The sequence below is a fragment of the Gilliamella sp. CG22 genome (genome assembly GCF_046635725.1).
Taxonomy (GTDB): domain Bacteria; phylum Pseudomonadota; class Gammaproteobacteria; order Enterobacterales; family Orbaceae; genus Gilliamella; species Gilliamella apicola_I.
On the sequence record NZ_JBIDFK010000011.1, the window covers coordinates 1 to 22,547 of the forward strand.

Annotated in this window: 18 protein-coding genes and 3 tRNA genes; 18 read left to right on the forward strand and 3 right to left on the reverse strand. The window is 34.6% G+C overall.

The genetic code is table 11. The features are described from left to right. The first annotated feature begins 112 nt into the window (after positions 1 to 112). The 3 genes from ACGH46_RS09285 (at position 113) to ACGH46_RS09295 (ending at position 747) form a co-directional block, all read left to right on the forward strand. Positions 113 to 189 (forward strand) — tRNA-Asp (locus ACGH46_RS09285). Between the two features lie 8 nt (positions 190 to 197). Further along, positions 198 to 273: transfer RNA gene (locus tag ACGH46_RS09290), tRNA-Trp, on the forward strand. Between the two features lie 135 nt (positions 274 to 408). Next, the gene (locus ACGH46_RS09295; protein WP_065557810.1) at positions 409 to 747 is read left to right on the forward strand and encodes a DUF413 domain-containing protein; all 339 of its coding nucleotides are present in this window, start codon (positions 409 to 411) and stop codon (positions 745 to 747) included. Between the two features lie 5 nt (positions 748 to 752). On the opposite strand, the gene ACGH46_RS09300 is transcribed toward ACGH46_RS09295, so the two are convergent. The 3 genes from ACGH46_RS09300 to znuC all read right to left on the reverse strand — a co-directional run bounded on the left by ACGH46_RS09300 (position 753) and on the right by znuC (position 3,971). Next, entirely contained in the window at positions 753 to 2,276 is a 1,524-nt protein-coding gene (locus ACGH46_RS09300; RefSeq protein WP_411590610.1) for a YifB family Mg chelatase-like AAA ATPase, read from the reverse strand. A 122-nt stretch (positions 2,277 to 2,398) separates the two neighbouring features. Continuing rightward, entirely contained in the window at positions 2,399 to 3,196 is a 798-nt protein-coding gene (znuB, locus tag ACGH46_RS09305) for a zinc ABC transporter permease subunit ZnuB (protein WP_411590608.1), read from the reverse strand. 1 nt (position 3,197) lies between these two features. After that, positions 3,198 to 3,971, reverse strand: coding sequence for a zinc ABC transporter ATP-binding protein ZnuC (gene znuC, locus ACGH46_RS09310; protein ID WP_267360448.1), 774 nt, complete (start codon positions 3,969 to 3,971; stop codon positions 3,198 to 3,200). A gap of 92 nt (positions 3,972 to 4,063) precedes the next feature. Between znuC and znuA the strand changes: the two genes are divergently transcribed. From znuA to purF, 15 genes are all read left to right on the forward strand, one after another. After that, on the forward strand, positions 4,064 to 5,014 hold the full coding sequence (gene znuA, locus ACGH46_RS09315; RefSeq protein WP_267351448.1) for a zinc ABC transporter substrate-binding protein ZnuA: 951 nt from the start codon (positions 4,064 to 4,066) through the stop codon (positions 5,012 to 5,014). 31 nt (positions 5,015 to 5,045) lie between these two features. After that, complete coding sequence (gene mepM, locus ACGH46_RS09320) at positions 5,046 to 6,407, forward strand: murein DD-endopeptidase MepM (RefSeq protein ID WP_267351450.1); 1,362 nt, start codon at positions 5,046 to 5,048, stop codon at positions 6,405 to 6,407. Between the two features lie 115 nt (positions 6,408 to 6,522). Continuing rightward, a complete protein-coding gene (gene mrcB / locus ACGH46_RS09325) occupies positions 6,523 to 8,868 on the forward strand; it encodes a bifunctional glycosyl transferase/transpeptidase (RefSeq protein ID WP_411605419.1) in 2,346 nt (781 codons plus the stop codon). Between the two features lie 10 nt (positions 8,869 to 8,878). Continuing rightward, positions 8,879 to 9,691 carry a bifunctional DNA-formamidopyrimidine glycosylase/DNA-(apurinic or apyrimidinic site) lyase gene (gene mutM / locus ACGH46_RS09330; RefSeq protein WP_411605421.1) on the forward strand — a complete coding sequence of 271 codons (813 nt, stop codon included), beginning with the start codon at positions 8,879 to 8,881 and terminating at the stop codon, positions 9,689 to 9,691. 397 nt (positions 9,692 to 10,088) lie between these two features. After that, positions 10,089 to 11,399 carry a Tol-Pal system beta propeller repeat protein TolB gene (gene tolB, locus ACGH46_RS09335; RefSeq protein ID WP_411597326.1) on the forward strand — a complete coding sequence of 437 codons (1,311 nt, stop codon included), beginning with the start codon at positions 10,089 to 10,091 and terminating at the stop codon, positions 11,397 to 11,399. 172 nt (positions 11,400 to 11,571) lie between these two features. Next, positions 11,572 to 12,051, forward strand: coding sequence for a peptidoglycan-associated lipoprotein Pal (gene pal, locus ACGH46_RS09340; RefSeq protein WP_267351457.1), 480 nt, complete (start codon positions 11,572 to 11,574; stop codon positions 12,049 to 12,051). Positions 12,052 to 12,109: 58 nt separating this feature from the next. Further along, positions 12,110 to 12,832 (forward strand): tol-pal system protein YbgF, encoded by a 723-nt coding sequence (ybgF, locus tag ACGH46_RS09345; RefSeq protein ID WP_411605422.1) that lies wholly within the window; start codon positions 12,110 to 12,112, stop codon positions 12,830 to 12,832. 136 nt (positions 12,833 to 12,968) lie between these two features. Beyond that, positions 12,969 to 13,044, forward strand: a tRNA-Lys gene (locus ACGH46_RS09350). 434 nt (positions 13,045 to 13,478) lie between these two features. Next, positions 13,479 to 15,593 (forward strand): TonB-dependent receptor, encoded by a 2,115-nt coding sequence (locus ACGH46_RS09355; protein WP_411605424.1) that lies wholly within the window; start codon positions 13,479 to 13,481, stop codon positions 15,591 to 15,593. 211 nt (positions 15,594 to 15,804) lie between these two features. Beyond that, positions 15,805 to 17,343 (forward strand): murein biosynthesis integral membrane protein MurJ, encoded by a 1,539-nt coding sequence (gene murJ, locus ACGH46_RS09360; protein ID WP_267360815.1) that lies wholly within the window; start codon positions 15,805 to 15,807, stop codon positions 17,341 to 17,343. Between the two features lie 289 nt (positions 17,344 to 17,632). Further along, positions 17,633 to 18,538 (forward strand): acetyl-CoA carboxylase, carboxyltransferase subunit beta, encoded by a 906-nt coding sequence (accD, locus tag ACGH46_RS09365; protein ID WP_267360817.1) that lies wholly within the window; start codon positions 17,633 to 17,635, stop codon positions 18,536 to 18,538. 3 nt (positions 18,539 to 18,541) lie between these two features. After that, positions 18,542 to 19,846, forward strand: a complete 1,305-nt coding sequence (folC, locus tag ACGH46_RS09370; RefSeq protein ID WP_411605463.1) for a bifunctional tetrahydrofolate synthase/dihydrofolate synthase — start codon at positions 18,542 to 18,544, stop codon at positions 19,844 to 19,846. Further along, the gene (locus ACGH46_RS09375) at positions 19,827 to 20,420 is read left to right on the forward strand and encodes an SPOR domain-containing protein (protein WP_267351465.1); all 594 of its coding nucleotides are present in this window, start codon (positions 19,827 to 19,829) and stop codon (positions 20,418 to 20,420) included. Before folC ends, ACGH46_RS09375 begins: the two co-directional genes overlap by 20 nt. Positions 20,421 to 20,488: 68 nt before the next feature. Then, positions 20,489 to 20,974 (forward strand): CvpA family protein, encoded by a 486-nt coding sequence (locus ACGH46_RS09380; RefSeq protein ID WP_411590614.1) that lies wholly within the window; start codon positions 20,489 to 20,491, stop codon positions 20,972 to 20,974. A gap of 18 nt (positions 20,975 to 20,992) precedes the next feature. Then, positions 20,993 to 22,510 carry an amidophosphoribosyltransferase gene (purF, locus tag ACGH46_RS09385; RefSeq protein WP_411590599.1) on the forward strand — a complete coding sequence of 506 codons (1,518 nt, stop codon included), beginning with the start codon at positions 20,993 to 20,995 and terminating at the stop codon, positions 22,508 to 22,510. Positions 22,511 to 22,547: the final 37 nt, after the last annotated feature.

Below are 22,547 nucleotides of genomic sequence, written 5' to 3' on the forward strand. Positions count from 1 at the left end.
AGAAGTGAAACGCCGTAGTGCCGATGGTAGTGTGGGTATTACCCATGTGAGAGTAGGGTGCCGCCAGACTTTTAAATTTTAAGTTATACTATGTAATCATACCAAATACGGTGGAGCGGTAGTTCAGTTGGTTAGAATACCTGCCTGTCACGCAGGGGGTCGCGGGTTCGAGCCCCGTCCGTTCCGCCACCTTATTTAGGGGCGTAGTTCAATTGGTAGAGCACCGGTCTCCAAAACCGGGTGTTGGGAGTTCGAGACTCTCCGCCCCTGCCACAAAAAATCATGAATTTGTCTTAATTTTAGTCGTTTGATTATTTTTATCTATATAAATAAAAAAAATTTATTTACAGATTTACTTAGTTAATTATAATTTCCGCCCAACTACTTTTACAATCCAGAGGAAAAAAAATGGCTGAAAGTTTTGTAAGTCAACAACGTTTTTTTGATAATAAAAATTATCCACGAGGATTTTCTCGTCATGGTGATTTTACTATTAAAGAAGCACAAATTTTAGAAAAGCATGGTTGTGCATTTAAAGATCTTGATGCAGAAACAAAAAAACCGACAACAGCAGAAGAAAAATCATTTGTTGCAGTTTGTAAAGGTAAAAAAGAGCCTGCAACCGATTTTGAAAAAGTTTGGCTTAAATACCTTTCTCGTATTAATAAACCAAAACGTTTTCATACATTATCGGGTGGAAAACCGCAAATTGATGTAAACGATGATTTTGTCGATAATGATGACTGATTCTGTTAACCAATATTTTTGTGTAATTGAATTAACAGTCTATCCATAGAACGATAACTTAAAGCTTCTGAAATATGTTTTCGTTCTATGTTCTTTGAACCTTCTAAATCCGCAATTGTCCTAGATACTTTCAATATTCGATGCCAAGCTCTAGCTGAAAGTCCTAACTTGATTAAGGCTTGTTCTAAATATTCATTATTATCGTCAGATAATTGGCAATAGTGTTCAATTTCACTTGCTTCTAATTGACTATTTAATTTTTTATTCCTATCAAATTGTGTATTTCTTGCCTGTAAAACTCTTTGCCTAATAGATACTGTTGATTCAGCAGATGCTTTTTTCTGACTTAGTGAACCTTTTGGTAAAAGTGGTACTTCTATAGAGATATCAAATCTATCAAGAAATGGACCAGAAAGTCGGTTCAAATAACGAATGACTTGTTGAGGCGTCGTTCTATTGTGTGTTCCTTGATAATGACCGGTAGGACTTGGATTCATAGCAGCAATAAGTTGGAATTTAGCTGGAAAGCGTATTTTAGCATTTGCTCTTGAAATAATAATTTCACCAGACTCAATGGGTTCTCTTAACGCATCTAAAACTTTACGATTAAATTCAGGTAATTCATCTAAAAATAATACGCCATTATGTGCCAGTGAAATTTCCCCCGGTTTTGGAATTGTTCCTCCACCAACTAGTGCTGCAGTTGACGCGCTATGATGTGGCGATCTAAAAGGCCGTTTACGCCAATTTTTAATTGAACCATTTAGACTGACTAAACTAGTGATAGCTGCACTCTCAAGAGCTTCATCATCGGTTAATGGCGGCAATAAAGAAGTTAAACGAGTGGCTAACATAGTTTTGCCTGTTCCAGGTGGTCCAATAAGCAATAAATTATGTCCACCAGCGGCTGCAATTTCTAAAGCTCTTTTAGCATGTTCTTGGCCTATGACATCTTGTAAATTAACTGTTTCACTTTCTACATCATCATTTAGACGGTAATTTACTTTAGATAAACTCACTTCATGATTGAGATGTTGACACAATTCAAATAAATTATTGGTGATTAATGCATTGCTATGATGAATTAAAGAAATTTCAGACTGATTTTCTGTTGAAATAATTAATGTGCGATGACTTTTTTGTGATGAAATCGCAGCAGGGATAGCACCTTTCACAGCGCGAATATTTCCAGATAGCGCCAGTTCACCTAAAAATTCATATTGCGATAAATCCTGAGCAGGAATTTGCTCCGTTGCCGCTAAAATTGCAATGGCAATCGGCAGATCGAAACGACTTCCTTCTTTAGGAAGATCAGCAGGTGATAGATTTACAGTTATTTTCTTGGCAGGAAACGTAAAACCACTGTTAATAATAGCGCTACGTACCCGATCTTTAGATTCTTTGACTGTTGCTTCAGGCAAACCAACTAATACAAAGCCTGGTAGTCCATTGCTAATATGGACTTCAACATTTATTAATGGTGCTTGTATACCAATAGATGCTCGTGTGTAGATAATTGCAAGTGACATAAAAATAATCATTAATGGTTAAAATGATTTATTATGTTACTTTGTTAAAATGAGAGAAGTGGCTTAATATTGATTTATTGTGATGTAGTGTCCAATTAACATTGCCATTTTTCTTTGAATAGTTAATTTTTATCAGTAAAAAACTTCGATACAAATAAACACACAAAAAATAAGCCAGCATTACTTAAAACTACTGATGGACTTGTCGGTGTGTCATAGAGAAATGAAAATAATAAACCACTTAATACCGATATCATTCCAATAATAATTGAAAGTATAGCCATTACTTCAGGTGTTTTGGAAAAGTATCTAGCTGTAGCTGCAGGGATAATAAGTAAAGAGGTGATAATCAGTGCTCCCACGAATTTCATTGCAATACCAATAGTAAAGGCTAATAGGAGTGTTAGAATTAATTTTGTTAATCGAATATTAATACCTTGAATGAAAGCTAATTCTTCATTAACGGTAATAAAAAGAAAATCATTCCAGCGCCATATCAATAATAAACCGATAAATATTACACCAATTACGATTTGAGAGATATCAGTGTAAGTTATCGATAACAGATCACCAAATAAGTAACCCATTAAATCAATCCGTATGTTTCCCATTAGACTGATTACAACTAAACCTAAAGATAACGCACTATGAGCAAGAATACCCAGTAATGTATCAATAGGAAGTTGTTTCTGGGATTCTAACCAAAGTAATCCTAATGCTAAAATCAGTGTCACAAAAATTACTGCATAAAATAGATTAATATTTAATAAAAAACCAAAAGCAATACCGAGTAGAGCTGCATGAGATAAAGTATCACCAAAATAAGACATTCTACGCCAAACAACAAACGTTCCTAATGGACCGGTAATGGTTGTTAAGCTTAATCCAGCTAACAAAGAAGGTAATAACAATTCAATCATTTTAATGATCCCTTTCTATATGCATTAATTTATCATGTTGATGATCAGCCGATGTTCTACATAAGTCATGTTGGTGATTGTGATGATGTTTATACACAGCGATTTGTGATGCACCGTGTTGACCAAATAGTGAGACAAATTCAGGATCATTTGACACAGTAGCAGGTGTACCCGAACAACAAATATGATGATTCAGACAGATGACTTCATCCGTTTTAGCCATGACTAAATGGAGATCATGCGAGACCATTAATACCCCACAATTAAATTGTTTTTTTGCATTAGCAATTAAATCATATAAAAGAATTTGTCCATTAACATCTACGCCTTGTGTCGGTTCATCAAGAATAAGTAATTGAGGCTGTTTTGCTAAAGCTTGAGCAAGTAAAACACGCTGTAATTCTCCACCCGACAATTGATGCATTGATTTATCGACTAAGTATTCTGCTTTAACAAGTGAAAGCGTTTTTAAAATATCGTCATTTTTTAATTGTTTATTTAACCGCATAAAACGCTTTACAGTAATAGGGAGAGTTGGGTTTAAATTTATCGATTGCGGAACATAACCAATTGTTAAATTCGGTAAACGACAAATCTGTCCCGAAGAGTGGGGTAGTAATCCTAATATGACTTTAACCAGCGTTGATTTACCTGCACCATTAGGCCCAAGTAATGTAATAATCTGATTTAGCTTAATAGCTAATGAAATATTATCTAATATTTTTTGATGATTGATTTCAACGGAGACATTTTCAAGTGAAATTAATTGAGTCATGAAACGGGTAGCCCTTGCTCACCTAAATGTTATGTTATATTATAACAATATTAAATTTTATTCTATCATAAATTATAGCATTGGATAATAACGTGAAAAATCATATCGTGAAGACTTTTAAACTGTTTATACAGTATTTAATAATCTTAACCCCAATATTAATAATACAAAGCGCAAGTAATTATGCTAATGCTACGGTTATATCGTCGGTTAAACCAATAGGTTTTATTACTCAAGCTATTACATCAGGCATCACTGATGCAGAAATTCTTTTACCGGACGGTGCTTCTCCTCATACTTATTCATTAAAACCTTCTGATTTAAAGAATATTAAGTCAGCGGAATTAGTTATTTGGGTTGGTGAAGATATGGAAACTTTTATGCCAACCTTATTGAAAAATATCGATAAACAAAAGCAAATTGAATTAATGGAAATTCCTGCAATTAAGACTTTGCTTCGAACTAATCACGATGATCATTCTCATGAAGAAATAAATCATCATCAATCAGACCATGATCATCATGGTGAATATGATGAACATATTTGGCTTTCGCCTGAAATAGCGAAAATTATTGCGCAATCCATTCATGATAAACTTATCACCCTTTATCCAGATAAAAAAATAAAAATTGACGAAAATCTAAACGAATTCACTATAAAATTATCTGAAACAGAACAAAACATTGCAAAAAAATTAATAAACGTCCAAAATAGAGGGTATTTTGTATTTCATGATGCCTATGGGTATTTTGAATCACAGTTTAGATTAAAAAATCTAGGTAGTTTTACTATAAATCCAGCAGTTCAACCGGGCGCTCAAAAAGTTTATGCTATTCAACAAAAGTTAAAAGAACACCAAGCAGTATGTGTTTTTATAGAGCCTCAGTTTAGCCCAGCAGTTATTGAAAAATTGGTTAATGGAACAAATGTCAGAATTGGAGAATTGAATCCTTTGGGGACAGATATAATGCCTTCAAAAGATGCGTATTTTCAATTTTTAATGAAATTAACTCAACAATTGTTGGATTGTTTAGATAAATAATCAGATAGATAATAAATAGTTAAGGTTTATTTTGGCTCGAAAGATTGAAAATCGTCATATTGAAAAAAGCAAAGTGAAATTTCCCTATTTTTCAATATTAGGCGTTCTTCTTGTTGTTATCTTTTTTACGATATTATGGCGACCATTGAATTTGGATCGCACGGTTTATATACCGTTGAATCCTCAAGTTGAAACAACCGTGAATAATACTTCTGTGCCTGTAAGTATTGGAGAAGGTCAGGTTGAATTAGTCGACGGTAATTCAAATTCTACTGTGATAGAATCCTCTGATGAACCGGAAGATGAAATTGTCAAAGATGACTTAGATAAAATCATTGATGAAAAAGACAATACTGTACAATATACCATTGTTCGGGGCGATACCTTACATGATATTTTATTACGATATAACGTAAATCGAAATGATGTTTATGAATTAACGTCCAAATTTAAACAGCTTGCTAATTTAAGAATTGGTCAACAGTTGATGTGGACAACAGACGATGACCATAATTTACAAAACTTGAACTGGACTATCTCAAGCAACAATATCCGAATGTATGAAAAATCGGGTAATGACTTTGTTGAGAATTCAGAAACGGTCGAAGGAATTTTACAAGAAGTTGTTATTAAAGGTGAAATAAAATCTAATTTTATTGCTGATGCCCGTAAAAGTGGTTTAACTAGTACTGAAATCGGTATTATTACTCGTGCTTTACAATGGCGATTAGATTTTAAACGCTTACAAATTGGCGACAAATTTTCGGTTATTCTGTCTCGTGAGATGCATGGCGACCGTTTATCGAATAGCCAATTGTTAGCGGTTCGCTTCAAAAATGGCTCAAAAGACTATTATGCTGTTCTCGCCGATGACGGTAAATATTATGATATTAATGGAGATAGCTTATCCCAAAGTTTTTTCCGTTATCCATTAGCAAAAAAAGCGCGTGTTTCTTCTCAATTTAATCCTCGTCGTTTACACCCTGTGACAGGAAAAATAGCGCCTCATAATGGTGTTGATTTTGCGGTATCTCGTGGAACACCTGTCTTATCGGTGGGGAATGGTGAAGTTGTGATCGCTAAATATAGTGGATCAGCAGGTAATTATATCGCTATAAGGCATGGGCGTCAGTATATGACGACTTATATGCATTTAGATAAGATTCTCGTTAAACCAGGACAACAGGTTAAACAAGGTGAACAAATAGGATTGTCAGGCAATACTGGACGTTCAACAGGGCCACATTTACATTTCGAATTACATATCAATAATAAACCTGTGAATCCATTAACAGCTAATTTACCTATAGATGAAGGTTTAACAGGTAAATCTAAAAACGCTTTTGTTGCGAAAGTGAAAAGTATTAAACCACGACTAGAATTTAATAATTAATTTTGTAGATACACCATTTTAAGCTAAATATGTGCTAAATAAACAAGGCAGATATATCTTTGAAAAATTGTGTTATGATAACGAAATATATTTTATGACGAATTTTAGGTGAGCTTTGAATACTTCGACTAAATCTACAAAAAAGAAACCTACTCAAAAAGTAAAAAAAAATAAAAATAAAAATAAAAAACGCTCACTTTGGCGCCGATTTTTGTCATTGCTATTTAAACTGTTTTTAGTTTTTGTGGCTGTGACCGTAATGTATGGTATTTATCTCGATCAACAAATAAAAGAACGCATAGATGGTAATGTTTGGGAATTACCTGCAGCTGTTTATGGTCAAATTATCGATCTTGAGCCAGAAAGTGAATACAGTTTAAGCGATGTTGTAACGTTGTTAATAGGTGCACAATATCGACAACAGGATACGCAAGCTACTCGACCCGGTGAATTCATCGTCAGTAATGATGCTGTTGAAATATACCGTCGCCCTTTTACTTTTCCTGATGGTGAAGAACAAGCTTTTCGAGTTAGAATTACGTTCTATGATAATCGAATAGATCGTATTACTAATTTAGATACAGGACGTGATTTTGGATTACTTAAGATCGATCCAAAATTAATTACAATGATGCACTCACCTAATGGAGAACAACGTTTATTTGTTCCTCTCAAAGCATTTCCTGATTCACTGATTAAAACTTTAATTGCTACTGAGGATAAACGTTTTTATGATCATCATGGCGTGAGTTTATATTCGATTGGGCGAGCAATTTATGTCAACCTTACCACAGGTCGTACCGAAGGTGGAAGCACGTTAACTCAACAAACTGTAAAAAACTTATTTTTAACTAATGAACGTAGTTTAAGCCGTAAAATACGTGAAGCCTATATGGCGATGATTCTTGATGCTCGTTATAGTAAAGAACGTATCTTAGAGTTGTATTTAAACGAAGTTTACTTTGGACAAGCTGGGAGTGAGGAGATCCACGGTTTTCCACTTGCTAGCCTTTACTATTTTGGTCGTCCTGTTAATGAATTGACGCTCGATCAGCAAGCAGTTCTAGTTGGAATGGTAAAAGGGGCTTCGTTATATAATCCTTGGACGCAACCTAAACAAGTTTTAGAACGCCGAAATGTTGTTCTAAAGCTGACCGAGCAACAAGGAATTATTGATGATGAGTTATATAATCTATTAAGTCAGCGCCCACTATCTGTTTTACCAAAAGGTGGTGTTATTTCGCCACAACCTGCTTTTATGCAAGTTGTTCGTAGTGAATTAAGAAAGCAATTAGGTGATAAAGCAGATCACCTTTCAGGAATGAAGATTTTTACGACATTTGATCCTGTTGCCCAAGCAGCGGCAGAACAATCAGTTACGAATGAAATTGAAAAATTACGTAAATCAACTAATAAAGATTTACAAACAGCCATGGTTATTGTTAGCCGAGAAACCGGCGAAATTCGTGCAATTATTGGTAGTGCAGAGCCTCGTTATCCTGGTTACAACCGTGCATGGTTAACCCGAAGAGCAATTGGTTCACTTGCTAAGCCTTCAACATATTTAACAGCATTAGGGCAACCGGATCGTTTTCAACTTAATACGTGGTTGGATGATTCACCACTTTCAATAAAGCTTGATAATGGTTCGTACTGGCAACCGAAAAATTATGATCGTAAGTTTCGTGATCGTGTCATGTTAGTGGATGCTTTAGCACTTTCGTTAAATGTACCAACCGTCAACTTAGGGATGGCTCTTGGTCTTGATGCGACTAAAAATACCCTGCAAGCATTGGGTGTGCCAAGTGATCGTATTACGAATCTACCTTCACGGTTATTAGGTGCTTTAGAGTTAACACCTTTAGAAACAGCACAAATGTTCCAAACGATTGCAAACAATGGACAACGTTCGCCGTTATCTATTTTAAGATATGTACTAACGGATAAGGGAGAATTGGTATATCAAAACTATCCTAAACAGATTCAAGCTGTTTCACAGCAATCAGCCTATTTAACTACTTATGCTATGCAACAAGTTGTGGAATCGGGGACATCACGGTCTCTAAAACGAAAATATGGATCATTTAACTTAGCTGCTAAAACCGGAACCAGTAATGATTCTCGTGATAGTTGGTTTACAGGTATTGATGGTAAAAATGTCGCTGTTGTTTGGATTGGGTTGGATGACCATTCGCCAATGAAATTAACAGGTGCAACAGGTGCCTTAAAAATATATAGTGAATACTTACAAAATAATCCACCTAAAAGGTTGTCGCTACCGATACCTCAAAATATCTATATGCTATCGATAGATGAGAATGGTCAGTGGCAATGTGATGATCGTAGTGGTCGAAAGTTACCTGTTTGGACAACCAATACACAAAGTTTATGTAATAACAATAATCAACCGACTCCAAGTCAGCAAGTACCAACTTGGGTCACTGAAATGTTAAATAATTAGGTGAAATAAAATGCCTGAATTACCCGAAGTGGAAACAAGTCGCCTAGGTATTTTGCCTTATTTAAAAGGGCAAACTATAAAGCAAATAATAGTTAGGCAACCAAAATTACGTTGGCCTGTTGATGAACTCATTCATCGTTCTCATGGAGAAGTCATTTTGGATGTCAAAAGACGTGCAAAATATTTGTTGATACAGCTAGCACATAATTGGATTATCATTCATTTGGGAATGTCTGGTAGTTTGCGTATTTTATTTGATGAACAACAGGAAGTCGCAAAGCATGATCATATAGACTTGGTTTTAGAAAATGGTGTTGTATTGCGTTATACTGATCCAAGACGTTTTGGTTCATGGCTCTGGGCTAATTCGCTTGAAGAGGTTTCTCAATTAAACCATTTGGGGCCTGAGCCTTTGAGTGATGCGTTTTCAGCAGAGTATCTGTTGGCGCAAGCGAAAAATCGTCAAATACCAATTAAAAGTTGGATTATGGATAATCATATTGTTGTTGGTGTAGGAAATATCTATGCATCGGAATCGTTGCATATGGCAAAAATTAATCCCAATCGAAAAGTGAATTCATTACAATTAGTCGAGTTTGAAAGATTAGTTTCAGCGATCAAGCAAGTTCTGACTAAATCGATTAAACAAGGTGGAACGACACTAAAAGATTTTCTTCAATCTAATGGAAAGCCTGGTTATTTTGCTCAAAAATTACAAGTATATGGGCGAGAAGGACAAGAATGCCATAATTGTCAGACTATAATAAAATCGCAAAAAATAGGTCAGCGGAATACTTTTTTTTGTGATAATTGTCAAAAATAGTAAAAAACAAATGGATACTTATTTTTTTTCAAAACGATAAATATGTTAATAAACACACTAGGCTAAAACATCTTTTCAGACAGTTTGAAAATTTTTAATTTTAAAACAATTATTTTTCTTTTTTTGATAACTCAAAAGTTAAATTAGCATAACCAATCTTTTTAACAAAAAAAGCGTTAAAATTATATTAACCTTTTTATTCCATATACTATAGACTTGTTATTTAATATCAGCTATCTTTCTTAATGAAAAAGTATGTAGAAATTGTTGAAATATAAAAATTGCCATTTTTAAGTGATAATAATCGTATGTTTTAATTTTTATTACTTTTCTCCAACTACTAATATATAGTGAATCTAACGTAGTTATTTATGTTTAATTTAAGGAATTTAAGATGATCAAATACGCCTCTCGCTTTTTGATAATTTGTTCTATATTTTTATTTGCTTTAATCAGTAATAGTTGGGCAGATAATACAGGGATTCAAATAAATATTACTGAAGGTGTCAGTACCGCAAAGCCTATTGCTGTTTCACCATTTAAATGGACAGGATCGGGAGAACCACCCCAAATAATTGAAAATATTATTGCATCTGACTTACGCAATAGCGGTAAATTTAATCCAATCGACATCGAAAATATGCCACAAAAACCGACAACCGCATCTGAAGTTAATTCTGCTGTATGGAAAAATCTTGGCGTTTCAGCTGTTGTCGTCGGTTCAATTCAACCTGATGCTTCAGGGAAATACCACATTACTTATCAATTAATCGACACCGTTGATAAACCGGGTGCTATTTTGGCTGAAAACCAATTTACAATAAGTCAACGTTGGGTGCGTTTGGCCGCACATTCGGCAAGTGATGAGATATTCGAATCACTTACTGGAATTAAAGGTGCCTTTAGAACACGCATCGCTTATGTTGTAGAGACCAACAGAGGGCCGTACACGCATGAATTAAGAGTGTCAGACTATGATGGTTATGATCAAGTAACCGTTCATCGTTCTAAAGCCCCACTTATGTCACCAACTTGGTCTCCGGATGGTAAAAAATTAGCGTTTGTTACTTTCGAAAGTGGAAATTCTGCATTGGTCATGAAAAATTTAGAAAACGGCGCCATTGAAACCGTTGCTTCTTTCCCTCGACATAATGGTGCTCCCGCATTTTCGCCAGATGGTACAAAGTTGGCATTTGCACTTTCTAAAGATGGTAACTTAAATATTTATATTAAAGATTTAAATTCTAAACAAATCACTCAAATTACAACTGGTCGAAGTAATAATACTGAACCTTCTTGGATGCCAGATAGCCAAACAATTGTTTATACGTCAGATCAAGCTGGACGTCCACAACTTTACAGTATCAATATAAATGGTGGTACACCTCAAAGATTAACATGGGATAATACTCAAAATCAGAATGCTCGTGTTTCTCCAGATGGATCGTTTATTGCAATGATTTCAACTAACAATGGTGAACAACACATCACGAAATATGATATGGCAACCAAAACCTACCAAAGATTGACTGATACATTTTTGGATGAGACTCCAAGTATTGCGCCAAATGGTACCATGATTATTTACAGTTCGACGAAAGGATTAGGGTCGATTTTGAATCTTGTATCGACTGATGGCTTTTTTAAAGCTGAATTACCCGTATCAGATGGACAAGTGAAATTTCCATCTTGGTCACCTTATTTATAAATTACTGTCGAACTTGATAAATTAAAATGATAAATATTCAATTTATACTGAAGAGTTAAGAAATACAATATATCAACTTTATTTCCAAACTGGTAACAAACGATATTTGAAATCAGTTGGATCGGCTAAAAATAAATATTAATTTATTTAAAAACACAAAGGAGTTATTACAATGCAATTCTCTAAATATCTTAAGGTAGCAGCTATAGCTTTACCATTAATTGCTTTGACAGCATGTTCTTCTAAAAATGGTACCGACGCGAATGGTAATTTTAGCGATACTTTAACAAGAGAAGATCGTGCTTTGCTTGCAAGATTACAACAACAAGAAATGAATACTGTCTATTTCGATTTTGATAAATATAATGTTAAACCTGAATATAATCGCATGTTAGATGTTCATGCAGGTTTCTTACGTGCTCATACCTCAATGAAAGTTGTGATTCAAGGGCATGCTGATGAACGAGGAACACCAGAATATAATATCGCACTTGGTGAACGCCGTGCTGTAGCTGTTGCTTCTTATCTACAAGCGAATGGTGTCTCTTCTAGCCAAATGCTGATAAGATCATTTGGTAAAATGCAACCTGCCGTATTAGGTCATGATGAAGCTGCGTACGCTAAAAATCGTCGAGCGGTTGTTGTATATTAATTATATTTCATAACGGCTGAAGGTTCAGCCGTTAATTTTTCATATTGAGTTTTCATTTATGCATAAAAAAATAATTACATCACTCATATTGCTTTTGTTTACCGGTTACGGTTATGCAGCAAGTAATGCTGAATTAGAAAGAATGATACAAGCACAAGGACAGTTATTGATTGAGAGTCAGCAAAAGATTAGTGATTTACAATCGGATGTTGATACCTTACGTGGTCAATTGGAAGATACCAAATATCAACTAAATCAGACTATTGAACGTCAAAAAATGATTTTACAACAGATGACCAATGGTACCGAATTCTCACCAAATCAAACTAACAACTCATCTAATCAATCAGCATCACAAACTACCCAAACTGAATCGAGTGCATTAATAAATTGGACAACCACAGGAAATGATAAAACCGATTATAATTTTATTATGCAATTTATTAGTGATGCTAATCAAAGTAATGAACTCATTTTAGCTTTTAAAAAGTTTTTAGAAACTTACCCAAAATCGATATATCGTGCTAATGTGAATTATTGGCTTGGTCAAGTTTATTATAAGCAAGGTAAAAAAGATGATGCGACGTTTCATTATGCAACGGTAGTGAAAGATTTTGCAAACTCAGCGAAAGCACCAGATAGTCTTTATAAAGTAGGCTTGATTTTACTTGAAAAAGGAGATAATAAGAATGCTAAAGCTGTTTTTCAACAAGTAGTCAATAAATACCCTAAAGATAAAAATGCGGTGAACCTTGCCAAAAAGAAACTCGCTTCACTTTAGTCAAAACGTATGAAAAACCAGCTTTTGAAAAAAAGCTTTCAGAAAAGGGTTGCATTACCTCATAATTATAAGTAATATAGCAACCCGAAATTGCTTGTACCTATAGCAAAAAAGGTGCAAAGCGTCTCTTCATAATGGGTTGTTAGCTCAGTCGGTAGAGCAGCGGACTTTTAATCCGTTTGTCGAGCGTTCGAATCGCTCACGACCCACCACTTTCTCTCCTTCAAAATCAAATTAGAAATCAATTGAATTTAACAAATTTTAGTGATCATATTTATCGGAAATAATATTAAACCATTATTCTGTTAAGCTTAAAAGATGGGTTAACACAACAAAAGGGTTAAAAAATTATGTTCATTTGTTAAATTTTCTCGATTTTAAAGCAATCTATTTTACAGCCTATCTATAGGATAGGGTAAAATACAGAGACCTCCTTTTAATTAATTATACTCAAACCGCAATCCATTTAAACAACCATTGAATAACGCTTAATTTCAGTTAGATTTTAATATTCTTTGTCGCAATATTTTTATAAAACAGAAAATAAGTTGTAAATGTAAATAATAATCATTATCATATTTATTGTTGCTTTAACTTTAGCCAACTGAAACAAATTATAATAAAACGATAAAAGATAGGAAAAACAATGAAATTAAGTCATCAATTCGCTATTTTGGGGCTAATAAGTACAGCACCCTTTGTTAGCGCTCAAGATAAAATAGACGATGTTGCAAACATCGAAACAATGAAGGTTGTTGCCAACATTACCGATATCAATGACCAGCGAATAAAAAAATCATCAACCGCGACAAAAATGCCATTTGATATTAAAGATATACCCCAATCCATTAATTCCGTTAACATTGATCAAGAAAAAATTTTTGGACAAAATGATTTAAGTGTAATCGTCAATAAATTACCCGGTGTTGATACTACTTATGATATGCGGGATGAAGGCATAAAAATACGCGGTTTTTCCGCAAGTTCTGGCGATATTTATCGGGATGGTGTCCGTGCAAGTGGGCAAGTTAGGCAAAGTACAGCCAATATTGAACGCGTGGAAATATTGAAAGGTCCCGCTTCGGTACTCTATGGTCGTGGTTCTGGTGGGGGAATGATAAACATGATTAGTAAACAAGCTAATTTTGATTCACCTAATGTTTTAAGCTTACGTAGTGGTTCATGGGATAAATATGGCGGTATGGTCGATATTAATCATGTTGTCGATGAGAAACTAGCGATCCGAATGACAGTTGATCACCAATCAGAAAAAAGTTTTCGCAAAGGAATTAAACAAAGAGACACCATGGTATCGCCAAGTATACTCTATGATAATTTAGACGGGTTTAATTGGTTAGTACAATATACTCATGATCACTTATGGCGTAAACCAGACCGAGGACCAGCTTACTATAATTTACCAAAAGGGGTTTCAATTAAAACAACCTATGCGCATCCTGATGATTACGTAAAAGATAATTTTAAATCATTACGTTCGGTGATAGGTTTTGAATTTAATGATGATTGGTCACTAAAATTAACTAACCTTTATCGTCAAGCGAGTCAAAATTTTGACCATATTTATGGTGGTGATTATTGTCATTTAAATGGCAAAACAAATAGTGGAAAAACGTGTAACTATGCAGGGAAACTACAATTTCGACGAGCTTGGCAAGAAACAGATAATAAAACCTATAGTAATACACTCGATGTAATAGGCAAATTTACTACAGCAAGTATCGGTCATGATATGTTAGTCGGCATTGAATATAATATTGAAAAACGTCAACCTAGATTAGCATTAACGAGTGTTTACCCTGAAGTCGTTGAGCCTTACCATCCACACTGGAATTCTAAAAAACCACATTACAATAAGCTAAATACTAAAACGAATCATAAAGCGACTTCAAAAGGGATTTATTGGCAAGATTTAATGAGTTTTACATCACAATGGAAATTGTTGATGGGCTTACGCTATGACAATTACGAATTTGCATCAGATGATAAAATTAAACATCAAAGCCGTTCATATAATGGTCACTCGTTAAGCCCTCGAATCGGTTTAATTTGGCAACCTATCGAATCGCAAAGTTTTTATGCTTCCTATAGTAAAAATTTTGCACCTTATGGTGGACGAGGACTGATTACCATTTCAACAGACTCGAAAACGGTTTACGATAATAAACCACAATATTCAAGGCAATATGAAATAGGCGTAAAAAGTGATTGGTTAAATGATAAATTATCTTCTCAAATTGCACTTTATAATCTTGAATTATACAACGTTCGTTATCAACCCGATGCGGTGAACGATCCTTATAATTGGCAGGTAAAAGGCAGTGACCGCAGTCAAGGTATCGAGCTAAGTATCATCGGACAATTAACACCAAAATGGTACATTAACAGCGGTATTGGTTATCAGCAAGCTAAAGTTCATAAAGATAAAAAAATGCCAGTTAATCAAGGAAAATATTTGCCCAATACATCTAAGCATAGCGGTTACTTAAATATACGTTATTTGCCTTACGACAATTGGTTTACTGAAGTTGAGGTTAATTATAAGGGATCAATGTTTAATGATGATAAAAATCAATATAAACGTCCTGGGTATGTTGTATGGAATGCTGCAATAGGGTATCAATCTTCTTCTTTTGAAATGACTTTTGCAGTAACAAATTTATTAGGAAAAGAATATTGGCGTTCAAGTAGTATGCCTGGCACGCCTAGAGCTGTATTGTTAACTGCAAGTTATAAATTATAACCAATGAAGAAATAAAAGCGGAATGAAATAAAAATCCTATATTGAATAATTGATGATAATATTTGTCTGATTAGTATTTCAATCCGCTTATTGTTTGAATAGTAACAATATTTCAATTCATAAACATTATTATTTATAAAAAAGCATGGTGAAATAAATGAATAATTTGTAGACTATGCCTATCATTTGTTTTTTGGCTCCTATCTTATCTATGAATTTATTAAAATCTTTAGCCACTGTAAGTTCAATGACAATGGTATCTCGAGTTTTAGGCTTTGTTCGAGATGCAATAATTGCACGTTTTTTTGGTGCAGGAATGGCTACCGATGCGTTTTTTGTGGCTTTTAAACTTCCTAATTTATTGAGACGAATATTTGCTGAAGGGGCTTTTTCACAAGCATTTGTCCCCATTTTGGCTGAATACAAAAATCAACAAGGGATCGAGGCAACACGGACTTTTATTGCGTATGTTGCCGGTCTATTAACATTAGTATTGGCTATCGTTACGTTAATTGGGGTAATGACTGCACCTTTTATCATTATGCTGACAGCGCCAGGTTTTATGCAAGAATCTATCGACAAATTTGAACTTGCAACCATCATGCTTCGCATCACTTTCCCCTATATCTTTTTTATTTCACTTGCTTCATTAGTTGGTGCCGTACTTAATACGTGGAATCGCTTTTCGGTTCCTGCTTTCGTACCGACATTGCTTAATATTAGCATGATTGTATTTACGCTATTTTTAACGCCTTATTTTAATCCACCGGTGCTGGCATTAGCGGTATCTGTCGTAGTCGGCGGCATTTTACAATTGCTTTATCAACTTCCGACTTTAAAAAAGATAGGTATGCTAGTGCTACCTCGTATCAATTTAAAAGATAGTGGTGTATGGCGAGTGTTGAAACAAATGGGGCCTGCAATTTTAGGGGTATCGGTTGGGCAAATATCTCTAATCATTAATACGATTTTTGCTTCTTTCTTAATTTCGGGATCGGTTTCATGGATGTATTATGCTGACCGATTAATGGAGTTTCCAGCTGGCGTACTGGGTGTCGCATTGGGTACCATTTTATTGCCGTCATTAGCTAAAAGCTTTTCAAATGGTGATCATAAACAATATTCGGAATTATTAGATTGGGGATTACGTCTCTGTTTTTTATTGGCTTTGCCAAGCACGGTCGCATTAGGTGTGATTTCTCGTCCACTTATCTCAACACTCTTTGAATATGGACAATTTACAATAAATGACACATTAATGACACAACGTGCTTTAATAGCTTATTCTATCGGTTTACTTGGGCTTATTCTAATCAAAGTTTTGGCACCCGCTTTCTATTCCAGACAAGATATTAAGACACCTGTCAAAATTGCGATTGTCACATTAATTTTAACGCAACTAATGAATATGGTTTTTATTGGTCCACTACAACATGCTGGTCTTTCGTTATCAATTGGGCTGGCAGCATGTTTTAATGCTGGATTATTATTTTGGCAATTACGTAAAAAGGAACTTTATCAACCACAGCCAGGTTGGGGTAAATTTTTAATTAAAATTGTGATAGCGGTACTGTTAATGTCATTAGTATTATGGTTTGGATCGAAATTATTACCAGATTGGTCAACGGGTTCAATGTTAATGCGAATAAGTCGTTTATTGTTATTGGTCACGGTAGGTATCGTTATTTATTTTGCATCATTGATTGCAATGGGGTTTAAAATCAGGCATTTCATTAAACGAATTGATTAAATGATTTTTTCAAAATTTTATGAATAAACCGAATTATTGTAAGCATACCGCTTAATTGAAGTAGAGGCTGTCTTTGTGACTTAAATGCAATAATTTAATCTAAAATATTCAGTTGGTTGGATATTAAAATCAGCGTTAAAATGAAAAAATACGATTGTTTGGTAAAAGAATATTTTTTATAAACATGGTTAACAAATAAGATAAATTTAAAACAACTATTAAGAATTAGCACAAAGTATTATACAATAGCCCGATATTTTCTAGAGTATAGCACAATGAGAGAATCATAATGAGCTGGATTGAAAAGATTTTAAGTAAAAATAATATATCATCAGATCATAAAAAAGCGAATATACCCGGTGGCGTTTGGACAAAATGCAGTAACTGTGAACAAGTCATTTACCAAGCTGAATTAGATCGTAATTTAGAGGTTTGTCCTAAGTGTGATCACCATATGCATATCCCTGCGCGCGTCAGGTTATACCATTTTTTAGATGAGGATTCAGATGTAGAAATTGGAACTGATCTTGCGCCAAAAGATATTTTAAAATTCAAAGATACTAAAAAATACAAAGACCGTTTATCTGCGGCTCAAAAAGAGACACGCGAAAAAGAAGCTATGGTTGTCATGAAAGGAACATTACTTGGTATTCCTGTTGTGGTTGCCTGTTTTGAATTCGCTTTCATTGGTGGATCGATGTCATCAGTTGTTGGGGCTTTGTTTACCCGTGCTGCTGAACAAGCGATAGCCGATAAATGCCCGTTAATTTGTTTTTCAACAAGTGGCGGTGCAAGAATGCAAGAAGCACTTTATTCATTGATGCAAATGGCTAAAACCAGTGCAATACTTGCTAAAATGCAAGATGAAGGTTTACCTTATATTTCTGTCATGACCGATCCGACTATGGGTGGGGTTTCAGCTAGTTTAGCGATGCTAGGTGATATTAACATTGCCGAACCCAAAGCATTAATTGGTTTTGCAGGCCCACGCGTTATTCAACAAACTGTACGGGAAACTCTACCAGAAGGATTCCAACGAAGTGAGTTTTTACTGGAAAAAGGCGCAATTGATATGATCATTCATCGTAAAGAAATGAGACCTAAAATTGCCAGCCTAATTGCAAAATTAATGAAACTTCCCGATCCATTTAATGATGTGAATAACGATGAAATGACAATTGATGAGACAGTTTAATTGATCATGCAAAATGAAAAACCTAATGCCATGTCTGACTTAAAGACATGGCTTTGTTATTTAGAGCAACTGCATCCTACTACTATTGATATGGGATTAGAGCGAGTAAAAATCATTGCTCAGCGTTTAGATATTTTGCAACCTGGTCCCTATGTTATTACGGTTGCAGGAACTAATGGCAAAGGTACAACTTGCCGAACATTGGAAATGATCTTACTCGCTTCAAAACGAAAAGTTGGCGTATATAGCTCTCCTCATTTATTACGTTTCACAGAGCGAGTAAGAATTAATAATCAAGAGTCAACAGCCCAAGAAACGGTTAACGCATTTTTAGAAATTGAAAAAGTTCGTGGTGATATTTCTTTAACTTATTTTGAATATGCAACACTTGCAGCACTTTATCAGTTTAAAAAAGCAAAATTAGATGTAGTTGTGTTGGAAGTTGGGTTAGGTGGACGACTGGATGCAACCAACATTGTTGATGCAGATATTGCTGTTATCACAACAATAGACATTGATCATGTAGATTATCTTGGAAATACTCGAGAAAGTATTGGGCGTGAAAAAGCCGGTATTTTTAAATCGAAAAGCATTGCTGTTGTTGGTGAGCAAAATGTTCCTGTCACCATTCCATTGGTGGCAGAATCAGTTAACTGTCCTATCTATACGGTAAATAGTGATTGGTCTTATCAACAAATTAATGATAATCAATGGTCTTTTGAATCCCCCTTGGCAAATTATCATCATTTACCGATAGCCAATGTTCCGTTAGCTAATGCTGCGACAGCAATTGCAGCATTAAGTTATTCTTCTTTAAATATTACCCAAGACGATATCGTTAAAGGATTAAAACAAGCAAGCTTAGTTGGCAGATTTCAGACGCTACAATATTCACCATTGGTTATTATTGATGTTGCTCATAACCCACATGCTGCAACTTATTTAATTAAACAATTAGCTCAATTAAAAGCTAAACAATCCAAAACAGGTAAAATAAGATTTGTTATTGGCATGTTGAAAGATAAAGATATAAAAAGTACATTATCCATTTTACAAGGCGATGTATGGTATTGCGCGACACTCTATGGTGAGCGAGGTTGCAAAGCTGAAGTATTAAAGCAATACTTGCTTGATAAAGAAGAAACCACTGTTTTAACATTTGATCATGTGGCGGATGCTTATCAAAAAGCAATGCAAGATGCCAAAGATAATGATATTATCGTCGTATGTGGTTCATTTCATACGGTAGCTGAAGTTTTAGAGCAATATGAATTAAGTGAAATTAATCATGACGAAAGACAAAAATAACGCTTCAAATAATCAAAATAGAATGAGAAATCGACTTGTTGGTTTTGCCACTTTATTACTTATTTTAGCTTTGATAGCACCATGGATCATCACCGATAAATCGAATACAACAACATCGACTACGCCTATTTTGCAACCGAACATAGTGAATCAGCAGTTTCAATCTGTCGAACATACTCCTGATGACAGCTTTACACAAAATAACTCAAGTGAGGTTGCTAATTTTCCTTATGCACTAGACACAGACCAAAATCCAAGTTCATTAATCTCACCTGAAATCAATGCAGAAGATGTCAATGAACCGATAACGACAGATCAAACGGTCACAACTACGCAAGATTCAAAATTATATATGATTCAGATAGCGGCATTAAGAAACAAGCAAAAGATTGAAGAACTTGTTGCGTTATTACGATTAAACAATTATAACGTTAAAGTTATTCCTAAAAAGCCAGAACCTAACCAATTAATAAAATTACAAGTTGGACCTTATGCTAAAAGGGAGCAAGCAGAACAAGTAATCGATAATCTTAATAATTTAACAAAACAAAAAAGCATTATTATTACTAATTAAAAAAATTTGTTCAAAAATAAAAGTAATAAATAATATCTCCTATAAATAATTAATTGTGAGTTACTATGATGAATTGGATTGATTTTACTATTATTGGCGTAATAATTTTTTCCGCCATGGTCAGTATAATACGGGGCTTTGTTCGAGAAGCATTATCTCTGATTAGTTGGGTGCTGGCATTTTTCATTGCGAGCAGATTTTATGCTTATATTACTCAGTATTTAACCTATTTTGATAGCGAATTGATCCGTACTTCTGTCGCAATAGCTATCCTTTTCTTAGCGACATTACTCGTTTGCTCATTTATTTCTTATGTTATTGGCTTATTAGTCCAAAAAACAGGTTTATCAGGGACAGATCGAGTATTAGGCATCTGCTTTGGTGCATTACGTGGAATATTAGTGGTTTCAGCTGTTCTCTTTTTTATTGATACTTTCACTCCTTTCTCGCAATCGCAATACTGGAAAGAATCACAACTTATTCCTCATTTTCATGTTATTATTCGTTGGTTTTTTGATTTTATACAACATTCGTCTTCATTTTTAGTGCAGTAATTTTGAGGTAATCATTGTATGTGTGGTGTTGTTGGTATTTTAGGATGTAGCACAGTTAACCAATCTATCTATGATGCATTGACTGTATTGCAGCATCGAGGTCAAGATGCAGCGGGTATTGTAACCATTGATGAACAAAACTGCTTTCGTTTACGTAAAGCAAATGGTTTAGTTAAAGATGTTTTTCAAGAACATCATATGCAACGTTTGCAAGGTACATTAGGAATTGGACATGTACGGTATCCTACAGCAGGAAGTTCAAGTCCTTCAGAAGCTCAACCCTTCTACGTTAATTCGCCTTATGGCATAGCACTTGCACATAATGGTAACTTAACCAATGCTAACGAATTACGAAATAAAGTATTTGAATTAGCAAGACGCCATATTAACACTAATTCTGATTCAGAAGTGCTACTTAATATTTTCGCCAGTGAATTAGACAAATTTCCAACTTATCCCCTTTCTGCAGATAATATTTTTACCGCTATACGTCATGTACATAATATTATTAAAGGCGCTTACGCTTGTGTCGCAATGATTATTGGGCATGGATTGGTTGCATTTCGTGATCCCTATGGCATTCGTCCTTTAGTTATTGGTAAACGCATTTTAAATAATCAAAAAGTGGAGTATATGGTTGCTTCTGAAAGTGTTGCTTTAGATATACTTGATTTCGAATTTATACGTGATGTCGAACCCGGCGAAGCGATTTATATTACACAAGATGGGCAATTTTATTCACAACAATGTTCAGATAATCCCCAATATTATCCATGTATCTTTGAATACGTTTATTTTGCACGACCCGATTCGTTCATGAATGGGGTATCGGTTTATCAATCACGTATATTGATGGGACAAAAATTAGGTAAAAAAATAGCACGAGAATGGAAAGATGTTGATATTGATGTTGTGATTCCAATTCCTGAAACATCTTGCGATGCTGCGCTTGAGATTGCTAGAATTTTAAATAAACCCTATCGGCAGGGCTTTGTCAAAAATCGTTATGTTGGACGAACATTTATTATGCCAGGTCAAGCTACACGCAAACTTTCTGTAAGACGTAAACTTAATGCTAATCGCATTGAATTTGAAGGAAAGAATGTCCTTCTTGTCGATGACTCTATTGTTCGAGGTACAACTTCGGAAAAAATTTTGGAAATGGTTCGCTCTGTTGGTGCTAAAAAAGTTTATTTAGCTTCGGCTGCGCCAGAGATTAGGCATCCTAATGTATATGGAATTGACATGCCAACAGCCAGTGAGCTTATCGCTTATAATCGCACAGTCGAGCAAATTGCTAAAGATATTGGTGCAGATAGACTAATTTTTCAGGATCTATCTGACTTAATCGACTCAATCCGTGAAGAGAACCCTAAGATTCATCATTTCGAGTGTTCAGTGTTTGATGGGCAATATATTACAGACGGTATTGATGAAAGCTATTTGCTTCAATTAGAACAAACAAGAAATCAAAATCAAAAAGCTTTTAATAGTAAAGAATCAGAAAATCTTGAAATATATAATGAAGAACAATAATTAGTATTCTTGCTGAAAATGACATTTTTATAAAAAA